19 protein-coding genes are annotated in these 24209 nt (G+C 44.1%); 14 read left to right on the top strand and 5 right to left on the bottom strand.

What is annotated here, in order from left to right; translation table 11 throughout:
- Positions 1–26 precede the first annotated feature (26 nt).
- The 4 genes from ACLI09_RS11215 (at position 27) to ACLI09_RS11200 (ending at position 6884) form a co-directional block, all read left to right on the top strand.
- Complete coding sequence (locus tag ACLI09_RS11215) at positions 27–1040, top strand: hypothetical protein (RefSeq protein WP_411419717.1); 1014 nt, start codon at positions 27–29, stop codon at positions 1038–1040.
- A 115-nt stretch (positions 1041–1155) separates the two neighbouring features.
- Positions 1156–2616, top strand: a complete 1461-nt coding sequence (locus ACLI09_RS11210; protein WP_411419716.1) for a T9SS type A sorting domain-containing protein — start codon at positions 1156–1158, stop codon at positions 2614–2616.
- A 197-nt stretch (positions 2617–2813) separates the two neighbouring features.
- Positions 2814–4829, top strand: coding sequence for a M43 family zinc metalloprotease (locus ACLI09_RS11205; RefSeq protein ID WP_411419715.1), 2016 nt, complete (start codon positions 2814–2816; stop codon positions 4827–4829).
- 240 nt (positions 4830–5069) lie between these two features.
- A complete protein-coding gene (locus tag ACLI09_RS11200; RefSeq protein ID WP_411419714.1) occupies positions 5070–6884 on the top strand; it encodes a hypothetical protein in 1815 nt (604 codons plus the stop codon).
- 68 nt (positions 6885–6952) lie between these two features.
- On the opposite strand, the gene ACLI09_RS11195 is transcribed toward ACLI09_RS11200, so the two are convergent.
- Positions 6953–7633, bottom strand: a complete 681-nt coding sequence (locus ACLI09_RS11195) for a Crp/Fnr family transcriptional regulator (RefSeq protein ID WP_411419713.1) — start codon at positions 7631–7633, stop codon at positions 6953–6955.
- Positions 7634–7735: 102 nt separating this feature from the next.
- Between ACLI09_RS11195 and ACLI09_RS11190 the strand changes: the two genes are divergently transcribed.
- From ACLI09_RS11190 to ACLI09_RS11155, 8 genes are all read left to right on the top strand, one after another.
- Positions 7736–10108, top strand: a complete 2373-nt coding sequence (locus ACLI09_RS11190; protein WP_411419712.1) for a heavy metal translocating P-type ATPase — start codon at positions 7736–7738, stop codon at positions 10106–10108.
- Positions 10109–10252: 144 nt separating this feature from the next.
- Positions 10253–10426 carry a cbb3-type cytochrome oxidase assembly protein CcoS gene (gene ccoS / locus ACLI09_RS11185; RefSeq protein ID WP_411419711.1) on the top strand — a complete coding sequence of 58 codons (174 nt, stop codon included), beginning with the start codon at positions 10253–10255 and terminating at the stop codon, positions 10424–10426.
- A gap of 2 nt (positions 10427–10428) precedes the next feature.
- Positions 10429–12627 (top strand): cytochrome-c oxidase, cbb3-type subunit I, encoded by a 2199-nt coding sequence (gene ccoN, locus ACLI09_RS11180; protein WP_411419710.1) that lies wholly within the window; start codon positions 10429–10431, stop codon positions 12625–12627.
- Positions 12628–12632: 5 nt separating this feature from the next.
- Entirely contained in the window at positions 12633–12830 is a 198-nt protein-coding gene (locus ACLI09_RS11175; RefSeq protein WP_411419709.1) for a CcoQ/FixQ family Cbb3-type cytochrome c oxidase assembly chaperone, read from the top strand.
- A gap of 12 nt (positions 12831–12842) precedes the next feature.
- Positions 12843–13748, top strand: coding sequence for a cbb3-type cytochrome c oxidase N-terminal domain-containing protein (locus ACLI09_RS11170; RefSeq protein WP_411419708.1), 906 nt, complete (start codon positions 12843–12845; stop codon positions 13746–13748).
- A 5-nt stretch (positions 13749–13753) separates the two neighbouring features.
- Positions 13754–15172, top strand: a complete 1419-nt coding sequence (gene ccoG, locus ACLI09_RS11165; RefSeq protein ID WP_411419707.1) for a cytochrome c oxidase accessory protein CcoG — start codon at positions 13754–13756, stop codon at positions 15170–15172.
- A gap of 11 nt (positions 15173–15183) precedes the next feature.
- On the top strand, positions 15184–15633 hold the full coding sequence (locus tag ACLI09_RS11160) for a FixH family protein (protein WP_411419706.1): 450 nt from the start codon (positions 15184–15186) through the stop codon (positions 15631–15633).
- A gap of 88 nt (positions 15634–15721) precedes the next feature.
- Positions 15722–16429 (top strand): sulfite exporter TauE/SafE family protein, encoded by a 708-nt coding sequence (locus tag ACLI09_RS11155; protein WP_411419705.1) that lies wholly within the window; start codon positions 15722–15724, stop codon positions 16427–16429.
- Positions 16430–16451: 22 nt separating this feature from the next.
- Here ACLI09_RS11155 and hemN read toward each other — a convergent pair whose 3' ends face one another.
- Positions 16452–17816, bottom strand: coding sequence for an oxygen-independent coproporphyrinogen III oxidase (hemN, locus tag ACLI09_RS11150; protein WP_411419704.1), 1365 nt, complete (start codon positions 17814–17816; stop codon positions 16452–16454).
- Positions 17817–18216: 400 nt separating this feature from the next.
- Between hemN and ACLI09_RS11145 the strand changes: the two genes are divergently transcribed.
- Positions 18217–20622: a gliding motility-associated C-terminal domain-containing protein gene (locus ACLI09_RS11145; RefSeq protein WP_411419703.1), complete on the top strand. Its 2406-nt coding sequence runs from the start codon at positions 18217–18219 to the stop codon at positions 20620–20622.
- 35 nt (positions 20623–20657) lie between these two features.
- A complete protein-coding gene (locus ACLI09_RS11140; RefSeq protein ID WP_411419702.1) occupies positions 20658–21464 on the top strand; it encodes a T9SS type A sorting domain-containing protein in 807 nt (268 codons plus the stop codon).
- 105 nt (positions 21465–21569) lie between these two features.
- On the opposite strand, the gene ACLI09_RS11135 is transcribed toward ACLI09_RS11140, so the two are convergent.
- From ACLI09_RS11135 to ACLI09_RS11125, 3 genes are all read right to left on the bottom strand, one after another.
- Positions 21570–21995 (bottom strand): response regulator, encoded by a 426-nt coding sequence (locus ACLI09_RS11135; RefSeq protein ID WP_411419701.1) that lies wholly within the window; start codon positions 21993–21995, stop codon positions 21570–21572.
- Positions 21996–22141: 146 nt separating this feature from the next.
- Entirely contained in the window at positions 22142–23197 is a 1056-nt protein-coding gene (locus ACLI09_RS11130) for an AMP-binding protein (protein WP_411419700.1), read from the bottom strand.
- Positions 23190–24119 carry a lysostaphin resistance A-like protein gene (locus ACLI09_RS11125; RefSeq protein ID WP_411419699.1) on the bottom strand — a complete coding sequence of 310 codons (930 nt, stop codon included), beginning with the start codon at positions 24117–24119 and terminating at the stop codon, positions 23190–23192. Before ACLI09_RS11125 ends, ACLI09_RS11130 begins: the two co-directional genes overlap by 8 nt.
- Positions 24120–24209: the final 90 nt, after the last annotated feature.

Here is a 24209-nt window from a genome sequence, read left to right as displayed (position 1 = left end):
TCTCTTAGTCATAAAGTCCCATTTTAATGAAACGACTGCTAATTTTAATCGCCACATGCTTTTTAACCCTGTCCTGCGAAACCGAAGAGACGGCTGTAAGCAATGTGCCCCAGGATAATCTTGTAACTAATTCAGCACTCAAAGGCAAATTGCTTAGGGTGCTGCAAAGCCCCACCACAGTAGATAATTTTATAGATGGTTCCGGTTGTTTTGCAGTGCAGTTTCCATATACGGTGGTGGCTAACGGGCAGCAGGTAAACCTAACCTCTGAGGCGGATTATGCCGAAGTATATAGCATACTGAATGCAAACGGCAGTAATGCCGATGTGGTTACCCTGCAGTTTCCAGTAACGGTAACCTATGCGGACTATACTGAGGCCACCCTAAACACACAGGCACAGTTTGATGCGGCGGTTAGCAACTGTACTGAATCTACAGAGCTATCGTGTATGGATTTTACCTATCCGGTGGGTATTAAAACGTATAACAGTAGTTACCAGCTTGCCGAATCGTTTGATATAAGTACTAAGGAAGCCCTCTACGGTTTTTTAAACACCCTTGAAACCTATGATGCCGTGGTGTTTGATTATCCGGTAGTATTTAATGTTCCCGATGCCGGTGCAGTAGCAGCAGCCGATAACCAGGCGCTTGAACAACAAATAGATATGTACGCCCCTCAATGTGGTAGTGCTGTATCCCCACCGGTGGTTTTAGAGGAGGTGCTTGTGCAGGATACATGGTATGTATCGTACTATTTTAGCATTACAGATCAAACTTCTGATTACCAAGGCTATGGTTTTACTTTTGCAAATGATAATACTATAGCGGTGAATGCTGGCACTCCGAGTTTTGGCATATGGGCTGTAAACGAAATTGATGGTCAAACAAAGTTAGGGCTGGCATTTATAGATCCTGCTTTGGCTGCTATCGGACCCATGCAGGCCTGGACGGTAACAGGCCTTACAGATACTGAAATTGTACTTCATATAGACAGTACCGGCACCGAACCAGAACGGTATCTTACCCTGACTAAAAACTAAGATAAAAACATATTGGAAATAATGCGCGGGCCCCAGCAGTTGGGGTTCCGGCAGGATACTTATTGCTTTTTTTATTTATAAAAATCAATTGATTAACATGAAAATTAATACTAATATGAAGAAACTATTATTCGCAGCAGCATGTTTTTTAACCATGCTTACCACCCATGCGCAAATTGAAGACGGCGAGATTGCGCCCGATTTTACTGTAACCGATGTTTTTGGCGTTACCCATACGCTATCAAATTACCTTGCCCAGGGTAAAACAGTTGTTTTAGACATTTCGGCCACCTGGTGTGGCCCGTGCTGGAACCTGCATAACAGCGGTACGTTTAAGGGGCTTCACTATTCGCTGGGCCAGGGGGGCACGGGCGAAGTAGTAATCCTTTTTATTGAAGGAGACAGCGACACGGGTGTTAACTGCCTGTTTGGCGACTGCCCGGAAAATTATACACAGGGCAACTGGGTAGAAGGCACTCCTTACCCGGTTATAAACGACCATGAAGTAGCGGATCTATTTGAAGACCTGTACTTCCCTGCTGTTTTTATGATATGCCCTACCGGTGTTGTAACGGAACTCACCCCGTCTGACGCACAGGACCTTATAGATGTAGTTTCAGAAGGTTGTGGCACCTCCCAGGGTATACAAAAAAATGCCCGCCCCAAAGTTGATGATTTTTTATTGTGTGAGGAGGGCCAGGCTGCACCGGTTGTACATCTTACAAACTATGGTACCGAAACCCTTACGGCAGCTACGCTAAACCTTTTGGATGGAGAAACAGTGGTGGCTACCAAAAACTTTACCGGGAGCGTAAGTACATTTAGTGAGGAAGAAATAACTTTTGACCCCGTTGCCATAGCAACAGGCCAGGATTATACCGTTAAGGTTGCATCTATTAACAGTAGCGTACCATTAAATGCTACAGCTACAACAACCTCTTTTTCATTGGGCCTGGCGCCTGAATCTGATAATAATATTACAGTACTGGTAAAAACTGATTTTTATCCCGGCGATATTTCGTGGGCTATAAAAGATAGCGAAGGTACCGTTGTGGCAACGGGTGGGCCATATATTGTGGGCACCGAAGACGATTTTGGCTACGGAGGCCCTGACGCCAATGTTACCAAAACACATGAAATACAGCTGCCGGGAAACACATCTGACTGTTACACAGTTGAAATGTACGATGCCTGGGGTGACGGATGGACTGGAAGTAACGAACCTACAGGTATGAAAATAATGTCTGGCAGCGAAATTATATTTGATAAATCAGGAAGGTTTAAGGACGAGCTTATAACGCCATCTGCCTTTAAATCAACCGGCCTGCTTGCTGCCCCTAACCAGCAGGTGCAACAGTTTTCGCTTTTCCCAAATCCTTCAAAAGGTATCATAACTTTTGCAGGTATTGAAAGGGCGGCTATAGTTATAACAGATATATCAGGTAAAATAGTATATACCGGCACGGGCATAGAACAAGGTACTCCTATAAACCTTTCTTCGTTGCAAAAAGGCCTTTATATAGCCCGCATTAGCGATAGCAATGCTACTAAAACCGAGAAAATAATACTCAACTAAAAGGTAACTAACTAAGTTTTATTGCAGTGTGTGCTCCTTAAGGGCTACATCTTTTTGTAGCCCGGCGGGATGCTACGTCCTTTTTTTTTGTCACAATGCATAAGCAATTACCTTAAAATAGGTTGGCCTACAAGCCAAAAAAACCATTATAAATTAAAAAGTGCAGCAACATATAAAACGAACAATAAATTATCCCCATGAGAAAGAGAGTAGTACAATTATTATGGGCAGCATGCATAATAGGGCTGCCCTTAAAGAACTTTGGCCAGGAGGCGAAGAGCGCAAAGAAAACAGTTTTTTGCGGCACATCAGAGTATGAGGCAATATTGCAAAAAAATCATCAGGGGCGTGCCACTACCGAGGGTTTTGAAACCTGGCTTGCCCCTAAGGTAGCCGCGATAAAAAACCGTAACACAAAAAGGTCAGCACAAAACACAAATGATATTTTTTCGATTCCGGTGGTGGTACATGTTATCCATAATGGCGACGCCGTAGGATCCGGAGAAAACATTAGCGATGCCCAGGTACTGTCGCAAATTACCGTATTGAACCAGGATTACGGCAAAATGGCCGGTACACCGGGCTTTAATGAAAATCCTGTGGGTGCAGATACAGGGGTAAGGTTCTGCCTCGCCCAGCGTGATCCTGATGGTATCGCCACAAGCGGTATAGTGCGCCATAACTTTAGTAATACATCATGGGATGTAAACACTATAGAACAAACTTTAAAGCCACAAACGCAATGGGACCCCAATATCTACATGAATATATGGGTAGTAAGTGATATTACTTTTGAAATTTTTGGCATGCAGATGCCCGGGATAAAAGGGTATGCGCAATTTCCTTCGGCCTCCGGCCTTGAAGGCATGGATGGCGAGCAGGATGTTGCGGGCCTGAGCGGTGTGGTTATAGGCCATAAATATTTTGGAAGCCCTGAAATATATCCACAGGGCACGTATGATTCTGCTGATGTAAGGGGGCGTACGGCATCGCATGAAATAGGCCACTTTTTTGGCTTAAGGCATATTTGGGGCGACGGCGACTGTACTATGGATGACTTTTGTGCCGACACGCCCGAAGCCGCATCGGCTACCGAAGGAACCTGCCCCGACGGACAAGATACATGCCCGGACAGCCCTGGGCTTGATATGGTAGAAAATTATATGGACTACTCCAGTGAGGGCTGTATGAACATTTTTACCACCGACCAGAAATACAGGATTATGGCAGTGCTGGAAAATTCGCCAAGGCGTGCCTCGTTAACCACATCTATGGCGTGTACACCGGCAGAAGAGCATCAAAATGACGGCTCGTTGCATATAGATGACGTTGAGGTTGTAACCTGTAGCAACACGTTTGCACCGGCATTGCGGTTGTTTAATGCGGGCACGCAGCCACTAACTTCGGCTACCATAAACTATTATATAGACAACCAGCCTGCCGTAGCATACAACTGGACCGGCACCCTGCAGCATGGGCAGGACAGCAGTATAACCTTGCCGGTTTTAAGCGCTGCACCGGGCCCGCACGTATTGCATGCAGCGTTAGCCACTGTTAACGGTGGCGCTGATGAAAGCAATTTTAACAACATCAGGTCGTATGCGTTTAAAATAGCGCTTAACCTTGATATTACGGAGGTTACTATTGATGTAAAGCAGGATGTTTTTGGCAGCGAAACAACTTGGGAGCTTACTAACTCATCAGGCGCAGTAGTGGCATCCGGCGGCCCATACCAGGACATTATGAATCCTAATGCCGAAACGCCGGTGCATACGTCTACAGTAGCCCTCGCAGCTAACCAGTGCTACACCTTTACGATAGAAGACGGCGGCGGCAACGGCCTTGTAGGGATGTTTGGCCAGGGGTATTACCATCTGTCAGCCGGCGAAAATATTATAGGGCAGGGCGGCGCTTTTGGAGACAGCGACTCAATATCGTTCGCGGCTAACCTCGCACTTGCCAGCCATGAGGTGCCCGGTTTGCAGGGTATAACATTATATCCGGTACCGTCGGCTACTGCTATTACTATCAATATACCTAAAAGCCTTTCGCCTGATGCTTATACCATTTTTAACAGCCTGGGCCAGGTAATTGAAAGTTCTGAAATAACAAGTCAGCCCACTATTGATATAAGCGGCCTCTCTCAGGGTATGTATTATATTAAAATAAGTGACGGTAAAGAATATAATATATTACCATTTATAAAAAAATAGTGTAAGAAATAAAAAGTATAAAAGCGTACTGCTTGTTAAAAGCAGCACATCAATTTTGGATTTTGGTTGGTTTATGTTAATTGGGGGCCGGTATGATTTCATGCCGGCCTTTTTGTTTGGAAACCATTTAAACTTCATAAAGCCCTGCATACACTCTTTGATTTAAAAAAAGTAATTACATGATATTTATCAGTTTTTAATACCCTCATATATTTAATATTTGCAGATAAATTTTGCACTATGACGCCACCTGAACCCCTGCACACATTTCATATCCCCGTAATGGGACTTGCGTACACTATAGACAGCCCTATCCGAGTGGCACACTACGGCATTGACTCTGTCATTTCTATCGTAGATGACGAACTTATGGAAAAGATGAATGCGTTTTACAGCAAAAAATTTGGCCTCCCTTACAGGGAAGTTACTAAAAAAATGCATGACTACCGGGCAGAGCGTATAACCTCTTACCTCAATTTAGTAGATAATATCGTAAAGCGGAAATACAGGGAATTTTGTAACGAACTGGCTACAAACAGGCAGGCGTTATATGATTTTATAGCCATGCTGCCACAGGCTTCAGCAGTTAAACAGGCACTGCAATTTTATGCTGCAAGCCCTTTTGACAAGGCGGGAGAAATACGCAGTTTTGTAGCAAAGCACCTGCATCCCGGTGCTATAGATGTAAATATAATGACTAAGGTAGACAGGGCTAATTATGCTAAAAACAGTGCCCTGCCTGCCGAGTTTAACGATGCCCATGCCGCCCTTCGCGGTTTTGCAAACAGCAACCTCAGTTCCTCATTAGTACTCTCGGCAGGCATGAACCCTTCTTTATACAACTATATTGGCGAGTTCAGTGACTTTTTGCCGGACACAAACAGCCAGCTTAAAAAAAAGGTAACACTCAAGGTAAGCGATTTCAGGTCAGCTTTGGTACAGGGAAGTTTCTTGGCAAAAAAAGGCGTTTGGGTAAGCGAGTACCGTATAGAATCGGGCCTTAACTGTGGCGGGCATGCCTTTGCTACCGATGGCCTGCTGCTTGGGCCAATACTGGAGGAGTTTAAACACCGTAAGGCCGAACTTGTAACTACTACACATCAACTGATGGTTAAAGCGCTTACGTTAAAAGAAATGCCTTTCCCTGAGAAGCCTTTAACGGTTAAAATTACAGTACAGGGTGGGGTAGGCACCGCCGGGGAGCATGAGTTTTTGCTACAGCAATATAATACAGATGCGGTGGGCTGGGGCTCGCCTTTTTTGCTGGTGCCACAGGCTACCGCTACCGATGCGGTAACCCGTACCCTGTTGGCAACTGCTACCGAAGCGCATTTTTACCGAAGTGCAATTTCGCCATTGGGCATACCATTTAACACCGTTACAGGTACCACAAACGAGCACATTAAAAACTCGCGTATTGCCCATAACAAAGCCGGCAGCTCCTGCCCTAAAAAGCTTTTGGCACTAAGCACTGAATATGATGACCAGGGTATTTGTACCGCATCACGCAAATACCAGCAGCTAAAACTGGGCGAACTCGAGCTTTATAGAGACAGTATAAGTGCTCAGGAATTTAAACAAAAGCAGGAAGCCATAACGGTAAAATCATGCCTGTGCGTAGGCCTTGCCAATACGGCTTACCTGGAAAATGAAATACCCATAAAAGGCGAAGCTCAGGGTGTGGTAATTTGCCCCGGGCCTAACCTGGCCTATTTTGATAAAGAGGTTTCGCTTAAAGATATGGTGCGGCATATATATGGATATACGTCTGTTTTAGCAAAGGGTTACCGGCCGAACCTTTTCATAAAAGAATTACAGTTGTATGTTGATTATTTTGCAAAAGAAGTAAATGATACGGCACAGGAAATTAGTAAAGCCCGGTTAAAAAAATGGGCTGCATTTAGGGCCAACCTGTTTGAAGGAATTGCGTATTATAACAACCTTTTTGCTAACAACAATTTTTTTGAAAAAGGCAGGCAAGATATCCTGGATAAGCTGGAATATTATAAAGATGCATTAGAAAGCATTATCCTGCCTGAGCAGGTTTTGGTTTAAATTGTCAGCTACAGCTACAGTACTGCCCAAAGCTAAATTATAACTAACTGTATTTGTGGCTAACCCTTTTAATTAATGAGCCTTGATAACTTAACGGCATCCAAAATCGTAATTTTTTTGCCGGATAGTGCTATTACCCCCAGCTTATTAAATTCAGACAGTAACCGGATGCAGCTCTCGGTGGCCGTGCCTACCATACCGGCAAGCTCTTCGCGGGAGAGCTTTACTTTAAGGCTGTTATCGCTATTGGTGCCAAAGGTATCATTAAGGTACAGCAGCGTTTCTGCCAGGCGTTGCCTTACCGATTTTTGTGCCATTGCAACAAGGTGGTCATCGGCTTCTCTAAGGTCGCCACAAATGGATTTCATAACGTCCATAGAAAATTTGTTGTTTTGGTTAAAGAACCCCATTATTTCCGCTTTAGGTATAAAACACACCTCCATATCTTCCAGCGCAATGGCGCTAAGGTTTACAGGTTCTTCGCTAATCATGGACCGCTGGCCCAGCAGTTCGCCTTTCGTAATAAGCTTTATTACCTGGTCATTGCCGTTAGCGCTAAGTTTGGTAAGCTTGCATATACCATCCTTTATACAAAAAATGCCGTTCACATTTTCGCCTTCGGTAAAAATGGGCTCACCTTTTTTAATAGTATACGATGATTTACAGTCGGCTATCCTGAGCAACTCATCTTTATTCAGTGCTTTTAACGAACTGAATTCCCTTACTATGCATTGTTCACACTTGCTCATTGTTATACCTTATTGTACAGCAAATTTACAACTTTGTATGATAAATATCATAGTTTATTTTTTGTACCGGTGCCAATTTTGTACCAGGTAAATGAGTAGCGTATGAGCACACAATATTGTTTTCACTGCGGGTTAGGCGTAGAAAAAAAGCAGGAGATAACCTTTGATGAGAAAATTTTTTGCTGTAGTGGCTGCAAAACTGTATATGAAATTTTCAGCCGTAACGGATTAACTGATTACTATAGTTTTGAGAAGTCTCCGGGCAGCACCCCCGCTTACAGCGGCAGAAAATTTGACTTTTTGGATAATGCCGATATTGCAAACCGCCTTCTTGATTTTAACGAACAAGGTACGCACATTGTATCCCTTTATGTCCCTCACATCCATTGCAGCAGTTGTGTTTGGATATTAGAGAACCTCAACAGGCTTAATGGCGGTATAGTTAGTTCGCAGGTTAACTTCCATGAAAAAAAAGTCCGCATTATTTTCAATCCCGATGTGGTTTCGCTTAAGGAGGTAGTACTGTTGATAAGTTCCATTGGTTATGAGCCCTATATAAGCCTTGATAATTATAACAACACGAAAAAACCGGCCGACCGTTCGTTACTTTACAAGCTTGGGGTGGCCTTTTTTTGCTTTGGCAACATTATGCTCCTTTCGTTCCCGGAATATTTTGAGGAGAACGATTTTTGGCTAAATAACTACCGTGGTTTCTTCCGTTGGCTGGTTTTTGCCCTTGCGCTGCCGTCTTTTTTATATTCGGCCAGTGGATATTATGTATCGGCATTTAAAAGCATACGGGCAGGGCTGCTTACCATAGACATTCCTATAGCACTGGGTATAGTGGTAATGTTTGTGCGCAGCACTGCAGATATTGTTTTTGGCTACGGGCAGGGGTTTTTTGATAGTCTTACCGGCCTGGTATTCTTCATGTTGCTGGGTAAGCTATTTCAGCAAAAAACCTACAATTTCCTGTCGTTTGAGAGGGACTTTAAATCATATTTCCCGATAGCGGTTACAAAAATCACAGGCGGTACTGAGGTTGCTGTCCCTGTGTATGATGTAGTGGCAGGCGACAGGCTGCTTATCCGCAATAGCGAACTTATTCCTGTAGACGGCATATTAATAAGCGGAAGCAGCAGTATAGACTACAGTTTTGTAACCGGGGAAGCCGAGCCGATAACAAAAAAGGAGGGCGATAAAATATATGCGGGCGGGCGGCAAATGGGCAGTGTAGCAGAGATGGAAGTGCTGAACACTGTATCGCAAAGTTATCTTACCCAGTTGTGGAGCAATGAAGTATTTGCCAAAAAAGCTGCCCGCGGCTACAAGACCCTTACCGATACAATAAGCCGCTACTTTACACCATTGCTGTTACTGGTAGCCCTGGTATCGTTCGTCATCTGGGTATTTATAGATGTTACAACGGCTTTTAATGTGTTTACGGCGGTGCTGATAGTAGCATGCCCATGTGCCCTTGCCCTAAGCGCGCCTTTTACACTGGGCAATGTACTGCGAATAATGGGCAAACGTAAGCTGTACCTTAAAAACGCCACGGTTATAGAACAGATGGCTAAGGTAGACACCATAGTTTTTGATAAAACAGGCACGATTACAACTAACAAAAAATCAGAAATTGACTATGAAGGTATGCCGATAGACAGTAAGCAAATGTCCTTTATAAAGTCGTTGCTGCGGGGCTCTAACCACCCGCTGAGCAGGCGGCTATATGATTTTTTACCCGATGCTGCGCTGCTGCCTGTAGATGATTTTAAAGAAATTTCGGGCAAAGGCCTACAGGGCGTTATAGATGGGTTCAGCATAAAAATAGGGTCGGCTGTCTTTGTAGGGGAGACTCCTGATACCACATTGCACACCAGTGTATACATAACCATAAACCGCAATTACCTGGGCAGGTATATTTTTAATAACCAGTACAGGGAAGGCCTTGCTGCCCTGTTTGCCCAAATAAGCAGAAGCTACACAATAAAAATACTTTCAGGCGATAATGAGGGCGAGCGTACACTATTGCAAAGCATAGTGCCGCCGGGTACCGAGCTTGTTTTTAACCAGAAACCCGAACAAAAACTGGCGTTTATTGAAAAATTGCAACAACAGGGTAAAAACGTGATGATGGTGGGCGATGGCCTTAACGATGCAGGTGCGCTGGCGCAAAGCAATGTAGGCATATCCATATCAGAGGACATAAATGTATTTTCACCGGCCTGCGACGGTATACTGGATGCCTCACAATTTAAAAAGCTGGGCTGGTTCCTCAGGTTCTCTAAAAATACAATCCGCACCATCAAGATGAGCTTCACGCTCTCGCTGCTGTATAATGTGGTGGGCCTGTCGTTTGCCGTTACCGGAAAACTTGAGCCTCTTGTGGCGGCTATTATCATGCCGTTAAGTACAGTTACAATTATAAGTTTTGTAACGCTTATGAGTAATTATTTTTCGAGAAGGAGCTACTGAGCCGCTTGGCTGCTGAGCGGCCTGAGCTGGTGGAAGCCTCCTGAACTAAGTAGTTCAACTGCTTAAAATAGTTCTTAACCATGACAAATATCATATTTTATCTACACTGCCAAACCTAAATTTGTTAACATAAATTTAAGAAGTATGAGCGTTATTTATTTATTAATCACCATTAGTATCATCGTTGCGCTGCTGTTTTTATACGCCTTTATAAAAGCTGTAAAACAAGGTCAGTTTGACGATGATTATACACCATCAGTCAGGATGCTTTTTGACGACGAAACCAAACAAAACGATACAAAATCTAACAAGGACTAACCATGGAGATGCAACAATTTTATTACGATAATAAAATAGTAAAAAAGTTTCTGTATGCAACCATATTGTGGGGTGCTGTAGGAATGCTTGTAGGGCTGGTAATAGCCTGTATGTACCTTTTGCCGGGCTTGACCGATGGTATTTCTTGGCTTAGCTACGGCAGGCTCAGGCCATTGCATACTAATGCGGTAATTTTTGCTTTCGTGGGCAATGCTACTTTTGCGGGTATATATTACTCAATGCAGCGTCTGCTTAAGGCCCGTATGTTTAGCGATGTGCTCAGCAACATCAACTTTTGGTGCTGGCAGCTTATTATAGTTGCCGCCGCCATATCGCTGCCTCTGGGCTACACTTCATCAAAAGAGTATGCCGAGCTGGAGTGGCCCATAGACATAGCCATAGCATTGGTATGGGTGGTTTTTGGCATCAACCTGATAGGCACCATTTTAAAACGGAGGGAGCGCCACCTGTATGTAGCCATATGGTTTTATCTGGCCACATTTATTACAGTGGCCATACTGCATATATTTAACAGCCTGGCCCTTCCGGTAAGCGCCATGAAAAGCTACTCTGCCTATGCCGGGGTACAGGATGCGCTGGTGCAGTGGTGGTACGGCCATAATGCGGTGGCCTTCTTCTTAACCACGCCGTTTTTAGGGCTTATGTACTATTTTGTACCCAAGGCCGCTAACCGCCCGGTATATTCATACAGGCTGTCTATCATACACTTTTGGAGTTTAATATTCATTTATATATGGGCGGGACCCCACCACTTATTATATACCGCGTTGCCCGACTGGGCGCAAAACCTTGGCGTGGTATTTTCTATCATGCTTATCGCGCCATCATGGGGCGGTATGATAAACGGCCTGCTTACTCTGCGCGGCGCATGGGATAAGGTGCGGACAGAACCGGTTCTCAAATTTTTTGTGGTTGCCATTACCGGCTATGGTATGGCAACGTTTGAGGGCCCTATGCTCGCGCTTAAAAATGTAAACGCAATTGCCCACTTTACCGACTGGATTGTGGCGCACGTGCACGTGGGCGCACTGGCATGGAACGGCTTTTTAACCTTTGGCATGATTTACTGGCTAATACCCAGGATGACCAAGACTACCCTGTTCTCTACAAAGTTAGCCAACTTCCATTTCTGGATAGGCACGCTGGGAATCATTATGTACACCCTGCCCATGTATGTTGCCGGTTTTACACAGGCATCTATGTGGAAACAGTTTAACCCGGACGGTACGCTTAAGTATGGAAACTTCCTGGAAACGGTAAAAGAGATAATGCCCATGTACTGGATGCGCGCCATAGGCGGAACGCTATACCTGATAGGTATGTCTGTGCTGGTATACAACATTATACAAACCATCCGCCAGGGCCAGAAAGTTGAAGATGAGCTGGCACAGGCGCCGGCGCTACAACGCATCAGCACTAAAAGGCTTAAGGGCGAAAAATTCCACCCGTGGCTGGAGCGCAGGCCCATACAACTTACTATACTGGCAACTATTGCGGTGCTTATAGGTGGTATTATACAAATAGTGCCTACCCTTATGGTTAAGAGCAACATACCTACTATATCTACCGTAAAGCCCTATACTCCCCTTGAGCTTGAAGGACGGGACTTGTATATACGCGAAGGCTGCGTGGGCTGCCATACCCAGATGATACGCCCCTTCCGCAGTGAGGTAGAGCGCTATGGCGAATACTCTAAATCAGGTGAATATGTATATGACCACCCATTCCTTTGGGGCTCTAAGCGCACCGGGCCAGACCTGATGCGGATAGGCAGCAAGTATAGCGACAGCTGGCACTTTAACCACATGTGGGATCCGCAGAGTGTATCGCCGGGTTCTATTATGCCTTCATATAAATGGCTGTTTGACAATACTCCGGCTCACTATGAAGATACTAAGAAAAAGATGGAAGTTATGGCGGCACTGGGTGTACCGTACAGTAAAGAAGATATTGCCAATGCGCCACAGTCTATAAAAGAACAGGCACTGAAAATAGAAAAAAGCTTATATACCGACCCTGATTTTGTAAAAAGCTATGAACAAAGCATGAGGCAGGCAGCGGCCGCAGGTACAACGTTTACCGCCATGCATGACCGCGAAATTGTTGCCCTTATTGCCTACCTGCAGCGCCTGGGTACCGATATAAAAGTAAAAGAAGCAACCGATAATACTAAAAAATAAAAGATATGCTTAAGTTTTTTAAACAAAACCTTGACACCATAGACGGGGTAGCCATATACCCTATACTATCATTGCTAATATTCTTTCTGTTTTTTGTGGCGCTGTATACCTGGACCTATACCTACAAGAAGGAAAAGATAAACGAAATGAGCAAAATGCCATTTTCTGACAGCAATGAAGATGAGACCAACTTATTCATTTAACAATACAGTACAATGAAAAAAATCATTCCCGTATATGTAAGGGTTCCTGTAATATTTGCCATGGTGTTTATGGCACTGGAGTACTTTATAGATTCAGGCGACAGGCCTGCATTTATAAAATATCCGCTGGTATCGTTGTTTCTTTTAGTATTCATATTTATACAGATAGCCATAGAAGTAGTGGTTATGGCTATAGACCGTGTTACCTATGCACTACTGACCGAAGAGCAGAAAAAACAACTTGCTGAGGCCGACGCCTGGGATTACCGCGACAGCAAATGGTATAAAAAACTAAAAGGTTTTTTTATCCGCACTACGCCCATTGAAGAAGAAGGCACCATACTGTTAGACCATGATTATGATGGTATTAAAGAACTGGACAATGTATTGCCACCGTGGTGGGTAAACCTTTTTTATGTTACCATAATCTTTTCCCTGGTATACCTTGTAAGGTACCATATACTTGATGGTAAAGGGCAGGCTGCTGAATTTGAAACTGAAATGGCCGAAGCTAAAATAGCGGTTGAAGAATATAAAAAAACAGCTAAAGACCTTATTGACGAAAGTTCGGTTACCCGGCTTACCACGCCGGCAGATCTCGCTGCGGGCAAAGCGGTATTTCAGGCAAACTGCATACCCTGCCACAGGGCCGATGCCGGTGGCGCTATAGGCCCTAACCTTACCGATAGATACTGGCTGTTAGGCGGTGGGATTAAAAATATTTTTCACACAATTACTAAAGGTGGCCGCGACGGCAAGGGCATGGTGGCCTGGAAGGGTACCCTTAAGCCATCTGAAATTCAGGTTGTAGCGAGTTACATACTTTCGTTAGAAGGCTCAAACCCGGCAAATCCTAAAGAACCGCAGGGCGAAATATGGGTGGATGAAACGGCCAAAAAAACAGAACCTGCAAAATAGACACAATGGGCGCTACACCGGATGATGAATTTCGCGACAGGCTGGGCACTATAGATGAAGACGGCAAAAGGGCATGGGTATATCCAAAAAAGCCAAATGGTAAATGGTATAATTACCGCAAAATTACCGGTTGGGTGTTACTGGCGTTCCTTTTTGCCGCGCCTTTTATAAAAGTTAATGGTAACCAGTTACTGCTGTTTAATGTGCTGGAACGCCGGTTTAATGTTTTTGGGTTTCCGTTTTGGCCGCAGGATTTTTACCTCGTTGTATTGTGCATGGTTATAGGGGTAGTATTTATAGCCCTGTTTACCGTGGTATTTGGCCGCATTTTTTGCGGATGGATATGCCCACAGACCATTTTTATGGAGATCGTTTTCCGTAGGATAGAATACCTTATAGATGGCGACCGCAATGCCCAGATAAAGCTTGACCTCCAGCCCTGGAACGCCGAGAAAATAAGGAAACGGTTGTTAAAGTGGAGTATTTTTTTTATTATATCTTTTGCCATCGCTAATCTATTTCTGGCCTACCTTACCGGTAGCGATACCCTGGTAGGGATGGTGACAGACGGCCCTGAACAACATATTGGCACATTAATAGCACTGCTTATTTTTACGGGTGTATTTTATTTTATATATGTGTGGTTCAGGGAGCAGGTATGCATTATTGCCTGTCCTTACGGAAGGCTGCAGGGCGCATTGCTTGACGATAAATCTATTATTGTAGCTTATGACCACGTGCGTGGCGAAAAGGAAGCCGGGCGTGGCAAGGTAATTAAAAATGAAAACCGCCTGCTGAGCGGCAAGGGAGATTGCATAGACTGTAAACTGTGTGTGGCCGTATGCCCTACCGGGATAGACATACGCAACGGTACCCAGCTGGAGTGTATAAACTGTACGGCCTGTATAGACGAATGCAACACGGTAATGGATAAGGTAGGGTTGCCGGGAGGGCTTATACGTTATGCCAGCGAAGATGAAATAACAAGAAAAGCGAAGTTTGTGTTTACTCCCCGTATGAAGGGTTACACTGCGGTATTAGTAATATTAACGGGCATATTAACAGGCATGCTCTTTTTGCGTAATGATATTGAGGCTACGGTGCTGCGCCTGCCGGGGCAGCTGTTTGAGCATAAAGGGGCGGTAATAAGTAATGTATATACCTACAGGATAATAAACAAAACGTCTGCTGATTTTAACAGGGTACACTTTGAAATAAAGGGAATAAAAGGTAGGGTAAAACTGGTGGGTAAGCCTGATTTTAAAGTGCCAAGAGAGGGTATGGTTCAGGGAACCTTGTTTGTAGAAATAAACCCGGCATTGCTTAAAAGTGATAAAACGACAATAACACTTGAAGTATACGAAGGCAACAGGTGTATAGAGACAGAGTCTACCAACTTTTTAGGCCCAAGGCGTTTTAACTAAAACTGATAATTATGAAAATTAACTGGGGTAGCGCTATTGTAATAGCCATTGTATTATTTATGGGTTTTATACTGTTTTTTGTATTTAGCGTTCAGTCAAACCACAAATATGATAACGAGCTTGTTGTAGAAGAATATTACAAGCAGGAGCGCGTACTGCAAAAAAAGATAGACAAAGAACAAAATGCCGCCGCCTTACCCAGTAAGGTAACGGTAGCAAATACTGCACAGGGTATAATAATTACCTTCCCAATGGGATTTGATGTAAAAGATATTAAAGGGAAAGTGTCCCTCTACAGGCCGTCTGGCCAGGGGCTGGATTTTGATGTGCCCATTTCATTATCCCTGCCATACCTGCTCATACCTAAAAGTGACCTGGCAGGCGGCCGCTGGGACATTACTATAGACTGGACATACCATGGCACAGGGTATATAAGCAGCGAGAAGCTTACCATTCAGTAGATTTAAGATGACAGGTAATAGACGAAACATCCTTACGATCTATTTTGCCCTTCAATTATCTCTCCACTACATTTCAAAGTTTTAAAAAATGCTCTACTCCGCACTCTTACTCGGCCTCATATCAAGCCTGCACTGCATGGGCATGTGCGGACCCATAGCCATGATGCTGCCGGTAGACCGTAATAATCCCGCAAAAAAAGCGGGGCAAATTTTAGTATACCATCTTGGCCGGCTTTTGGCCTATGGTAGCCTGGGTTTGCTTTTCGGGTTATTAGGTAAAGGGCTTTACCTTGCCGGTATGCAGCAGCAACTTTCCATTATTGCAGGTACAATTATAATAACTATTGTACTGCTGCCTGAAAAATTATTTGCCAGGTATAATTTTTCGAAGCCCGTTTACCACATTATCTCCACTATAAAATCCGGCCTGGGCAACCAGTTCGCGAAGCGGGGCAATAAAGCGTTATTTATTACAGGCCTGCTCAACGGATTTTTACCCTGCGGGCTGGTATATGCAGCCCTCTTTGGCGCAATTGCCATGCAAAATGCGGTATTGGGTACATTGTATATGCTGCTTTATGGTGCCGGTACCATACCGCTCATGAGTGCCGTTGTATATGCGTCGGCATTCCTTAAAAAGCCATGGCGAAATACTATAACTAAAGCCGTGCCTTATGCCGCAGTAATTATTGGCCTGCTCTTTATAGCGCGCGGACTGGGATTAGGAATCCCGTATCTTTCCCCGGGTAGTATAAGCCTTTTTGTAACAGCAGCCCCTGACTGCACGGCACACTAGCCCCAAAGGGGGGGCGGGTTGTCTATACCACCATAGAGAACAATTGGGTTTCCGGAGCTTTTCGTTTCAGCCTTAGGTCAAATGCCATGCAAAGGTTGCGTACAAAAGGCCTGCCCTTGGTTGTAACCGTTATACTGTTTTTATTTATTTCTATAAGTCCGTCAATTTCCATTTCTTTCAGGCTTGTAAGTACATCCGGCAGTTCTGTAAACCAGCCGTTTGAAACATCCCACCGTGTTTCAAAACGGCACATAAGACTTAGTATATGCTGGCGGATGATGAGGTCTTCAGTAGTAAGTATATGTCCTCGAAATACAGGCAGTTCATTCAGCTCTATGCGTTTATAATAGTCTTCCAGCGTTTTTTCATTTTGGGCAAAACCATACCAGCTATCGCTTATAGATGATACCCCAAGGCCAATCATCAGTTGGGTTTTAGAGGCGCTGTAACCCATAAAGTTGCGGTGAAGCCTCCCGCTTTTAAAAGCATTGTATAAACTGTCAGATTCTAATGCAAAATGATCCATCCCAATCTCGTGGAACCCTTTTTGCGACAAAATGTATTTGCCCAATTCATACAGCATACGTTTCTCATTATCCTGTGGCAGGTTCTCTTCGTTAAAGCCCCGCTGTCCGTTACCTTTTATCCAGGGCACGTGGGCATAGCTATAAAATGCCAGCCTGTCAGGATTCAGGGCCTTTGTTTTTTCAATCGTGTCTACAATGCTTTCAACCGTCTGGAACGGCAGCCCAAAAACCAGGTCGTGGCTGATGGATGTATACCCTATTTCGCGTGCCCATAGTGTAACTTTTGCTACATTATGAAAAGGCTGGTAACGGTTGATTGCCTTTTGTACCTTATCGTTATAATCCTGAACACCAAAGCTTACCCGCCTGAAGCCAAGGTTGTATAGCGTTTGCAGATGGCCCCGTGTGGTATTGTTAGGATGGCCTTCAAAGCTAAACTCATACCCTGCTGCTCTGTTTGCCTGGTCGAAAATACCGTTTAAAAGTACTTCAAGGTTTTCGGGGCTAAAAAAAGTAGGTGTGCCGCCGCCCAGGTGCAGTTCTTTTATAACAGGTTTTTCGGGCAGGATTTCGCAGTACAGTGCCCATTCGGTTAGCACAGCAGTGATGTAAGCTGTTTCTACCTCATGGCGGCGCGTTACCCTTTTATTACAGCCGCAAAATGTACACATACTTTCGCAAAAGGGCAGGTGTATGTAAAGGCTGATACCTTCATTACTATTGCTTTCAGTAAAAGACCTGATAAAACTATCTTTCCACTTTTCTGTTGAAAATGAGGTATCATCCCAGTAAGGAACGGTGGGGTAGCTGGTATATCTGGGACCCGGCACATTATATTTTTGCACTATAGAAGTTTCCATGAATGTCGTTTTTTTCAGTACCAAAAGTATAATGGTATTAAAAGTTAAAAAATGATATAAGTCATCTTTAAGGTTTTCAATACTGAAATGGTGTGAAGTACGATGCAACCCTAAAACTTTGATTTACTTATAACCGATGTACCATAATGATACCCACTGCTAATTGATTAATGTGCTTATACCTTTAAGTATAAGAATTGCTTACGCCTAAAAATTTAATCTGTTTTAGTTAAATTGAAAGGTTAGGGGTAGGGTTGGGGTGTATTTTTTTGTCCTTCATAGAAATCAGTAGTTACAATGAAGTCAACCGAGATAGTAGCAGTATACTGTATTGCCTGCTCATTAGGTAAATGACATTGCAGGAAACAGGCCGGTTAATTTATACACAAATCTACATGCTATGAAAAGATTATTAGTTATCTCTTTTACAGTACTAGTCTGCTATGTACAGGCGCAGCGGCAAAACGAGAATTGGTTTTTTGGGGAGGGTGCCGGGATAAATTTTGAAAACGGTATAGCAGTCCCTTTTTATTTAGCCCCTATGGGCGCTATTGAAGGATGTGCCACGCAAAGTGACGCAAATGGTAATTTTTTATTTTTTACTGATGGCATGCGTGTCTATAACAGCGAGGGAGACTGGATGGAGAACGGCTCAGACCTGCTTGGTGATTATTCAAGCGCACAAGCCGTTATTGTTCAAAAACCTGGCTCAGACACCATTTACTATATTTTTCATGCTGCTTCCGGTAGCGTGCAGCCACTTTTTACAGGCGTACGCTACAGCGAGTTAGACATGAGCCTTGATGGCGGCCTGGGGGATGTTACGGCCAATAAAAACATACAAATATTGGACGATGGCACTGAGCAGGTAGCAGCCACGCGGCACCGCAACGGTGTAGACATATGGGTACTGTGCCATGGCATGGGCAATGCTTATTATGCATTTTTAGTAACAGCAGATGGGGTGCAGCCCCCCGTAATAAGTTATGCGGGGCTGGAAGTTACACAGGCCTCCGCGATTACCGGAATGCACAAGTTTAGCCCCGACGGCTCTAAAGTAGCCGCTTCACTTTATTTTGAAGGCCTGTTTCTGTATGATTTTGATAATGTTACCGGCATAGTAAGTAATGCCCAAACCTTAGATAATACTGAAGATTATTGGTATGGCGTTGAATTTTCTCCAGATAGCAGCCTGCTTTATGCCGCAGTTGCTGAAGGGAGTACACACCTGTTCCAGTATAACCTTGCCGCCCCGGATATACCCGCTTCAGAGTTTATGTTGTACAGTACCTTATTATCAGGAAGTGGTGCATTGCAGCTGGCACCCGATGGTAAAATTTATATGTCGCAGGGCTATAGGCCAAAGTTATCGGTTATCAACAACCCTAACGGCCTGGGAGCCGACTGCCAGTTTACCTTTCACACGTTCGACCTTGATGGCAGGCTTGCCATAGGTGGGCTGCCACCCACAAATATGTTTCCGCTGCCGTTATCAATCGCTGCCGCCGATACAGCCTGTAAAGGGGAGGCCGTACAGTTTACCTCCCAAACAACCATTGACTTTGACAGCCTGCTTTGGGATTTTGGAGACGGTACTACGGCCACTGCCCCTAATCCTGAACATACCTACACCGCCGCGGGTACTTATACCGTTACCCTTACCGCTTTTTTGCCGGGTGTAGAAAGAAAAGAGACCCTGGTTATAACAGTAACCGCACTGCCTGCATCGGGCCTGGAAACCCAATATACCATTTGCGAAGGCACGCCTTTGGTATTAACCGCCCCCACCGGGTTAACACATAGCTGGTCTACCGGGGCGCAGACGCAAAGTATCGAAATTGCCACCGCGGGCAGCTACAGCCTCACGCTAAGCAATGGCGCGTGTAGCGAAACCCACAGTTTTGAGGTGCAGGTAATTACCTTGCCGCCATCCGGGCTGGAAAGCACCTATACCCTTTGCGAAGGCACACCCCTGGCATTAACTGCCCCCGTTGGTTTAGTATATAGCTGGTCTACCGGCGCACAAACGCAGATTGTTGAAATTGCCACGGCAGGCAGCTATAGCCTTACTTTAAGCAACGGCGAATGCAGTGAGACCCACAATTTTGAAGTTGATGTAATTACCCTGCCTGCATCCGGTTTGGAATCCCAGTACACCATTTGCGAAGGCGTACCGCTTATCTTAACCGCCCCCGATGGGTTAGAGTATGCCTGGTCTACAGGGGTGCAAACGCAAACCATAGAAATTGCCACGGCAGGCAGCTACAGCCTTACTTTAAGTAACGCCGGATGCAGTGAGACCTTTGATTTTGAAGTTGATGTAATTACCCTGCCTGAATCCGGTTTGGAATCCCAGTACACCATTTGCGAAGGCGTACCGCTTATCTTAACCGCCCCCGATGGGTTAGAGTATGCCTGGTCTACAGGGGTGCAAACGCAGAGCATAGAAATCGCCACGGCAGGAAATTACACCCTGACGTTAAGTAATGGCGAATGTAATGAAACCCACAATTTTGAGGTTATAGTAACGAATTGCCAGGAAGAAGAACCCATAATACAGCGGGGCATTTCGCCAAACGGGGATAACCTGAATGACTTTTTTGACTTGAGCAGGAATGGCCAGCTTAACCTGAGCATTTACAACCGCTATGGGCAGGAAGTATATAGCAGGAAAAATTACACTACCGAATGGATAGGGCAAACTAATACCGGCCAGGAGCTGCCTACAGGTACTTACTATTATGTTATACAGCAGCTTTCGGGTATGGCCAGTACCGGCTGGATATACATAAACAGGGAACAATAACAAAGACTATATTACTAATACCAAAGTTTACTATCATGAAAAAAATTATCTCAACAGTAGCTGTACTATGCAGCATGCAATTTACGGCTATTGCGCAATGCAATCCGGTAAACCTTCCTTATGCCGAAGATTTATCTAATGTAGTGGGCACTACAATGCCTCAATGTTACACTACACAGGCAGAAACATTCAGCTCAAACGTATGGCAGATTTCAAGCGGGGCGGCAGGTTTTGACGACAACTACTTTATATTTTATACCCAAAACGATAATGTACCAAATGTTGCCGCGAGCCTGTATGTAAGGCAACTGAACCTGGTGGCCGGAAAAACCTACAATGTTTCCTATAAATGCCAGAACAGCCTGAACCAGTTCGAACTTTTTTCGCTTTATCCGGATATCCGTAAGGCGGGGGGAAACAGTGTTTATAATCATGCTACTATAGTATACGATGGTACGCTTACTAATGTATCCAGGGAGTTTGAGGTAACTGAAACAGGTGTTTATTATTTTTTGTTTACACTGTATACTACTTCTAATACCGGAGATTTTTACCTGGATGATATAGTGGTGGAAGAGGTGGATGATACTATGGCTGCTAACGATGTAACCGCATACAGCTTTCAGGTATATCCTAACCCTGTAGAGCAAATCGCGATAATTACAGGCAATGTTAGTATTGATAAAATAGAATTGGTTAGTACAACAGGGCAGCTTTTACAAAGCCGCCAGCCAAACGCTGCTGAAACCCGGATTGACCTCTCTGCACTGGCAGCAGGAGTATATTACTTAAATATAAATTCGGGCAACGAGATAATCCGGAAAAAAATAATAAAGCAATAAAAAAAGCAGTGCAAGGGATATTCTGATAACTATAAGTAAGTTAAAACCTGGGCTTAACACAGTAACTATGCGGTAGTAAGCCCAGGTTTTATTTTAAAAGTTGTACTACTTTATATAATTTGGCGAAACACATATTTGCCAGTAGTATACAATGGCGTGTATAGTATCTTTAAGCTCACCATAAGTTGAGGGCTTGACAAAGAACCCCTGTATTGATTTTGAATAGGCATTTATTACATCCTGCTGTTCTGCCTGGGTAGAAAAAAAGAGGTAGGGGATAGACTTAAGGCGCAGGTCTTCATTTTGGTGCACTTTTGCACGCAGTTCCATACCTGTTAGCTTAGGCATATTGATATCAGAAAATATAATAAATGGCTCCACCTCGGTCACTGTTAAGTAGGTAAGTGCTTTTTCTCCATCGCTAAAAAATATTAACTCATTTGCATAATTAAGTTCTTTAAATACCTCAGTTATAATTTCCTGGTCGTCTAAATCGTCTTCAATAAATATTATTGGGCCTGTCTTATTCATGATATACTTTTGTATATATAAATTTAAGAGCTAGCTATATAAAATGTATGTAGGGTAGCAAAATTTTAATAAAAATTTAAAAAACTTGCTAAGCATATTTACACCATTTCTAATTTTGCTCAAAATTGAGCAATTAATGTAAATTTTTATCTTGCGGCAGCAACTGTTTCGCCGCGTTGTACCTTACCTGAACCCGTTTCAGCAAATTTATTTACAAATAATATGGTTTTAGGTTTTTCATACTTATCCAGATTGCTATAAGCCTGGTCGGGTATCGTAACCGGTGACCCCTCAACTACAAGTATCAGCTTCTCGCCAAGTACCTCATCGGGCAGGCCATATACAAAAAAGCGCTGGGTAAGGTAAGGCGCAAGTTTTTCTTCCACCTGCTCGGGGAACAGCTTTATACCACCGCTGTTTATTACATTATCATAGCGGCCCAGCCAGGTAAATCGGTGCACGTCTTTCACTTCGGCAAGGTCGTTAGTAACCACGGGCATATCGGCAACTTTAGGCGCATCTATAACCAGGCAGCCCCGTGCATCTGTAGTAACCTTTACACCCGGCAGTGTGGTAAACGCAGTTTCGCCAATGCGCTTTGCGGCTACGTGCGTTACCGTTTCGGTCATGGCATACGTTTCCCAGATTGCTACCGGCAGCGGCTGCAATTTTTCTGAGAGTACGCTGCTTACCTTACCTCCGCCCAGTATTATTTTTTTAACCTGGCTTAATTTCCCTAAAGATTGCTCTGCCTGTAGCGGTACCATTGCGGCAAAGTCGTATGTTTTTTCATTTCCCGCCAAAGGCGTAGATGATGGTTCTAAAACATCAATATCCCAACCGATTATAATAGCGCGTACCAGCATCATCCTGCCCGCTATGTACTGGGCAGGCAGGCAGTGCAGTGCGTGGGTATTTGCGCCCACCTTAAAAAAAACAGACGTTGCCAGCGCGCTGTTTATCATGGCACGTTTTGATAGTTGTATCGTTTTAGGTGTCCCGGTAGTGCCGGAGGTTTTCATTATTACATAAGGTTTAGGGTCAAACCAGTCCAGTAAAAAAACGCCTATGGCTTTTTCAAACGGTTTGCCTTCTTTTATATAATCGTATGCTGCATTAAGAAGGGTACATGCATCCATACTGTTGCCATTTATCCGGAAGCGTGGGTGCACATAGCTGGGTTCATATACATAATCATTCATGGCCTATACTTTCAATTTCAGTTTTTTCCGTTAGTATCACTTTTCCTGCCAGCTTGTCTTTCCAGTTAGTCCACTTATATACTTTGGCAAATACAATAAGCAGCAGCGGGTAAAAAATAAATATGGGCAGTAGTACATCAAAACCTGCTGAAGGCTCGCTTAAATCTTTAAACACAGAGGGCGTTTGCAGCGCGCTCCAGTCAGATGTTATGAGCAGGCAGGCCACGAGGTTATTGGCGGCATGAAAGCCCAGTGAGAGTTCCAGGCCTTCATCCATTAACGTTATGATGCCCAGAAAGAACCCGGTGCCTATATAGTACAGCAGTATAAGGTAGCCCATCTTTTCCACTTCAGGGTTAGAGATGTGCATAAGACCAAATAGTACCGATGTAAATATGAGCGGGAAAATTTTGCTTTTTGTGGCCACGCCTATGCCCTGCATGAGGTAGCCGCGAAAAAGATATTCTTCAAAGCTGGTTTGCATGGGTATTAACACTATCGAGAATGCTGCAAGTATAAGGAAAGGCTTAAGCTGGAAATTTAACTCAAAGCTTTCCGGTTCCTGGTAATAGGCCAGTAGTATAGAGCCACCGCTGATGACCGCCCATAGACCAAACGCGAAAAAAATGCGTTTCCAGCTTACACTCGGGCGTGATGTAGTAAGGCTAAGGATGGTTTGTTTGTGTACATATCTGACATAAAATAGTAAGGCCACCAACAAAATATCAAGGAATACCAGCGACTGTATGAAGATTGACATTTCGCCCTGCTGTTCTATAGCATCCTGCATCAGTTTTTCGCTGTCGCCATCCATTACCTGTAATATTAAGAAGTTTAGCAGCATAAGCACAAACAAAAAGGCAGGTATGGGCAGGTATTTTATAAAGTTAAAGCGCTTGTTGTAAGCCTGTTCTATATACATAGGTTTTATAAATTTATTACTACTAAAGTACTCAAATTTTTTGAAGAATTAAGTAGGGCCGCCAGTCCTGGGATTACTACACTTTTACAG

This window comes from Flavobacterium sp. RHBU_24 (assembly GCF_046613695.1).
Lineage (GTDB): Bacteria > Bacteroidota > Bacteroidia > Flavobacteriales > Flavobacteriaceae > Flavobacterium.
This window is presented reverse-complemented; position numbering and strand designations above follow the sequence as displayed.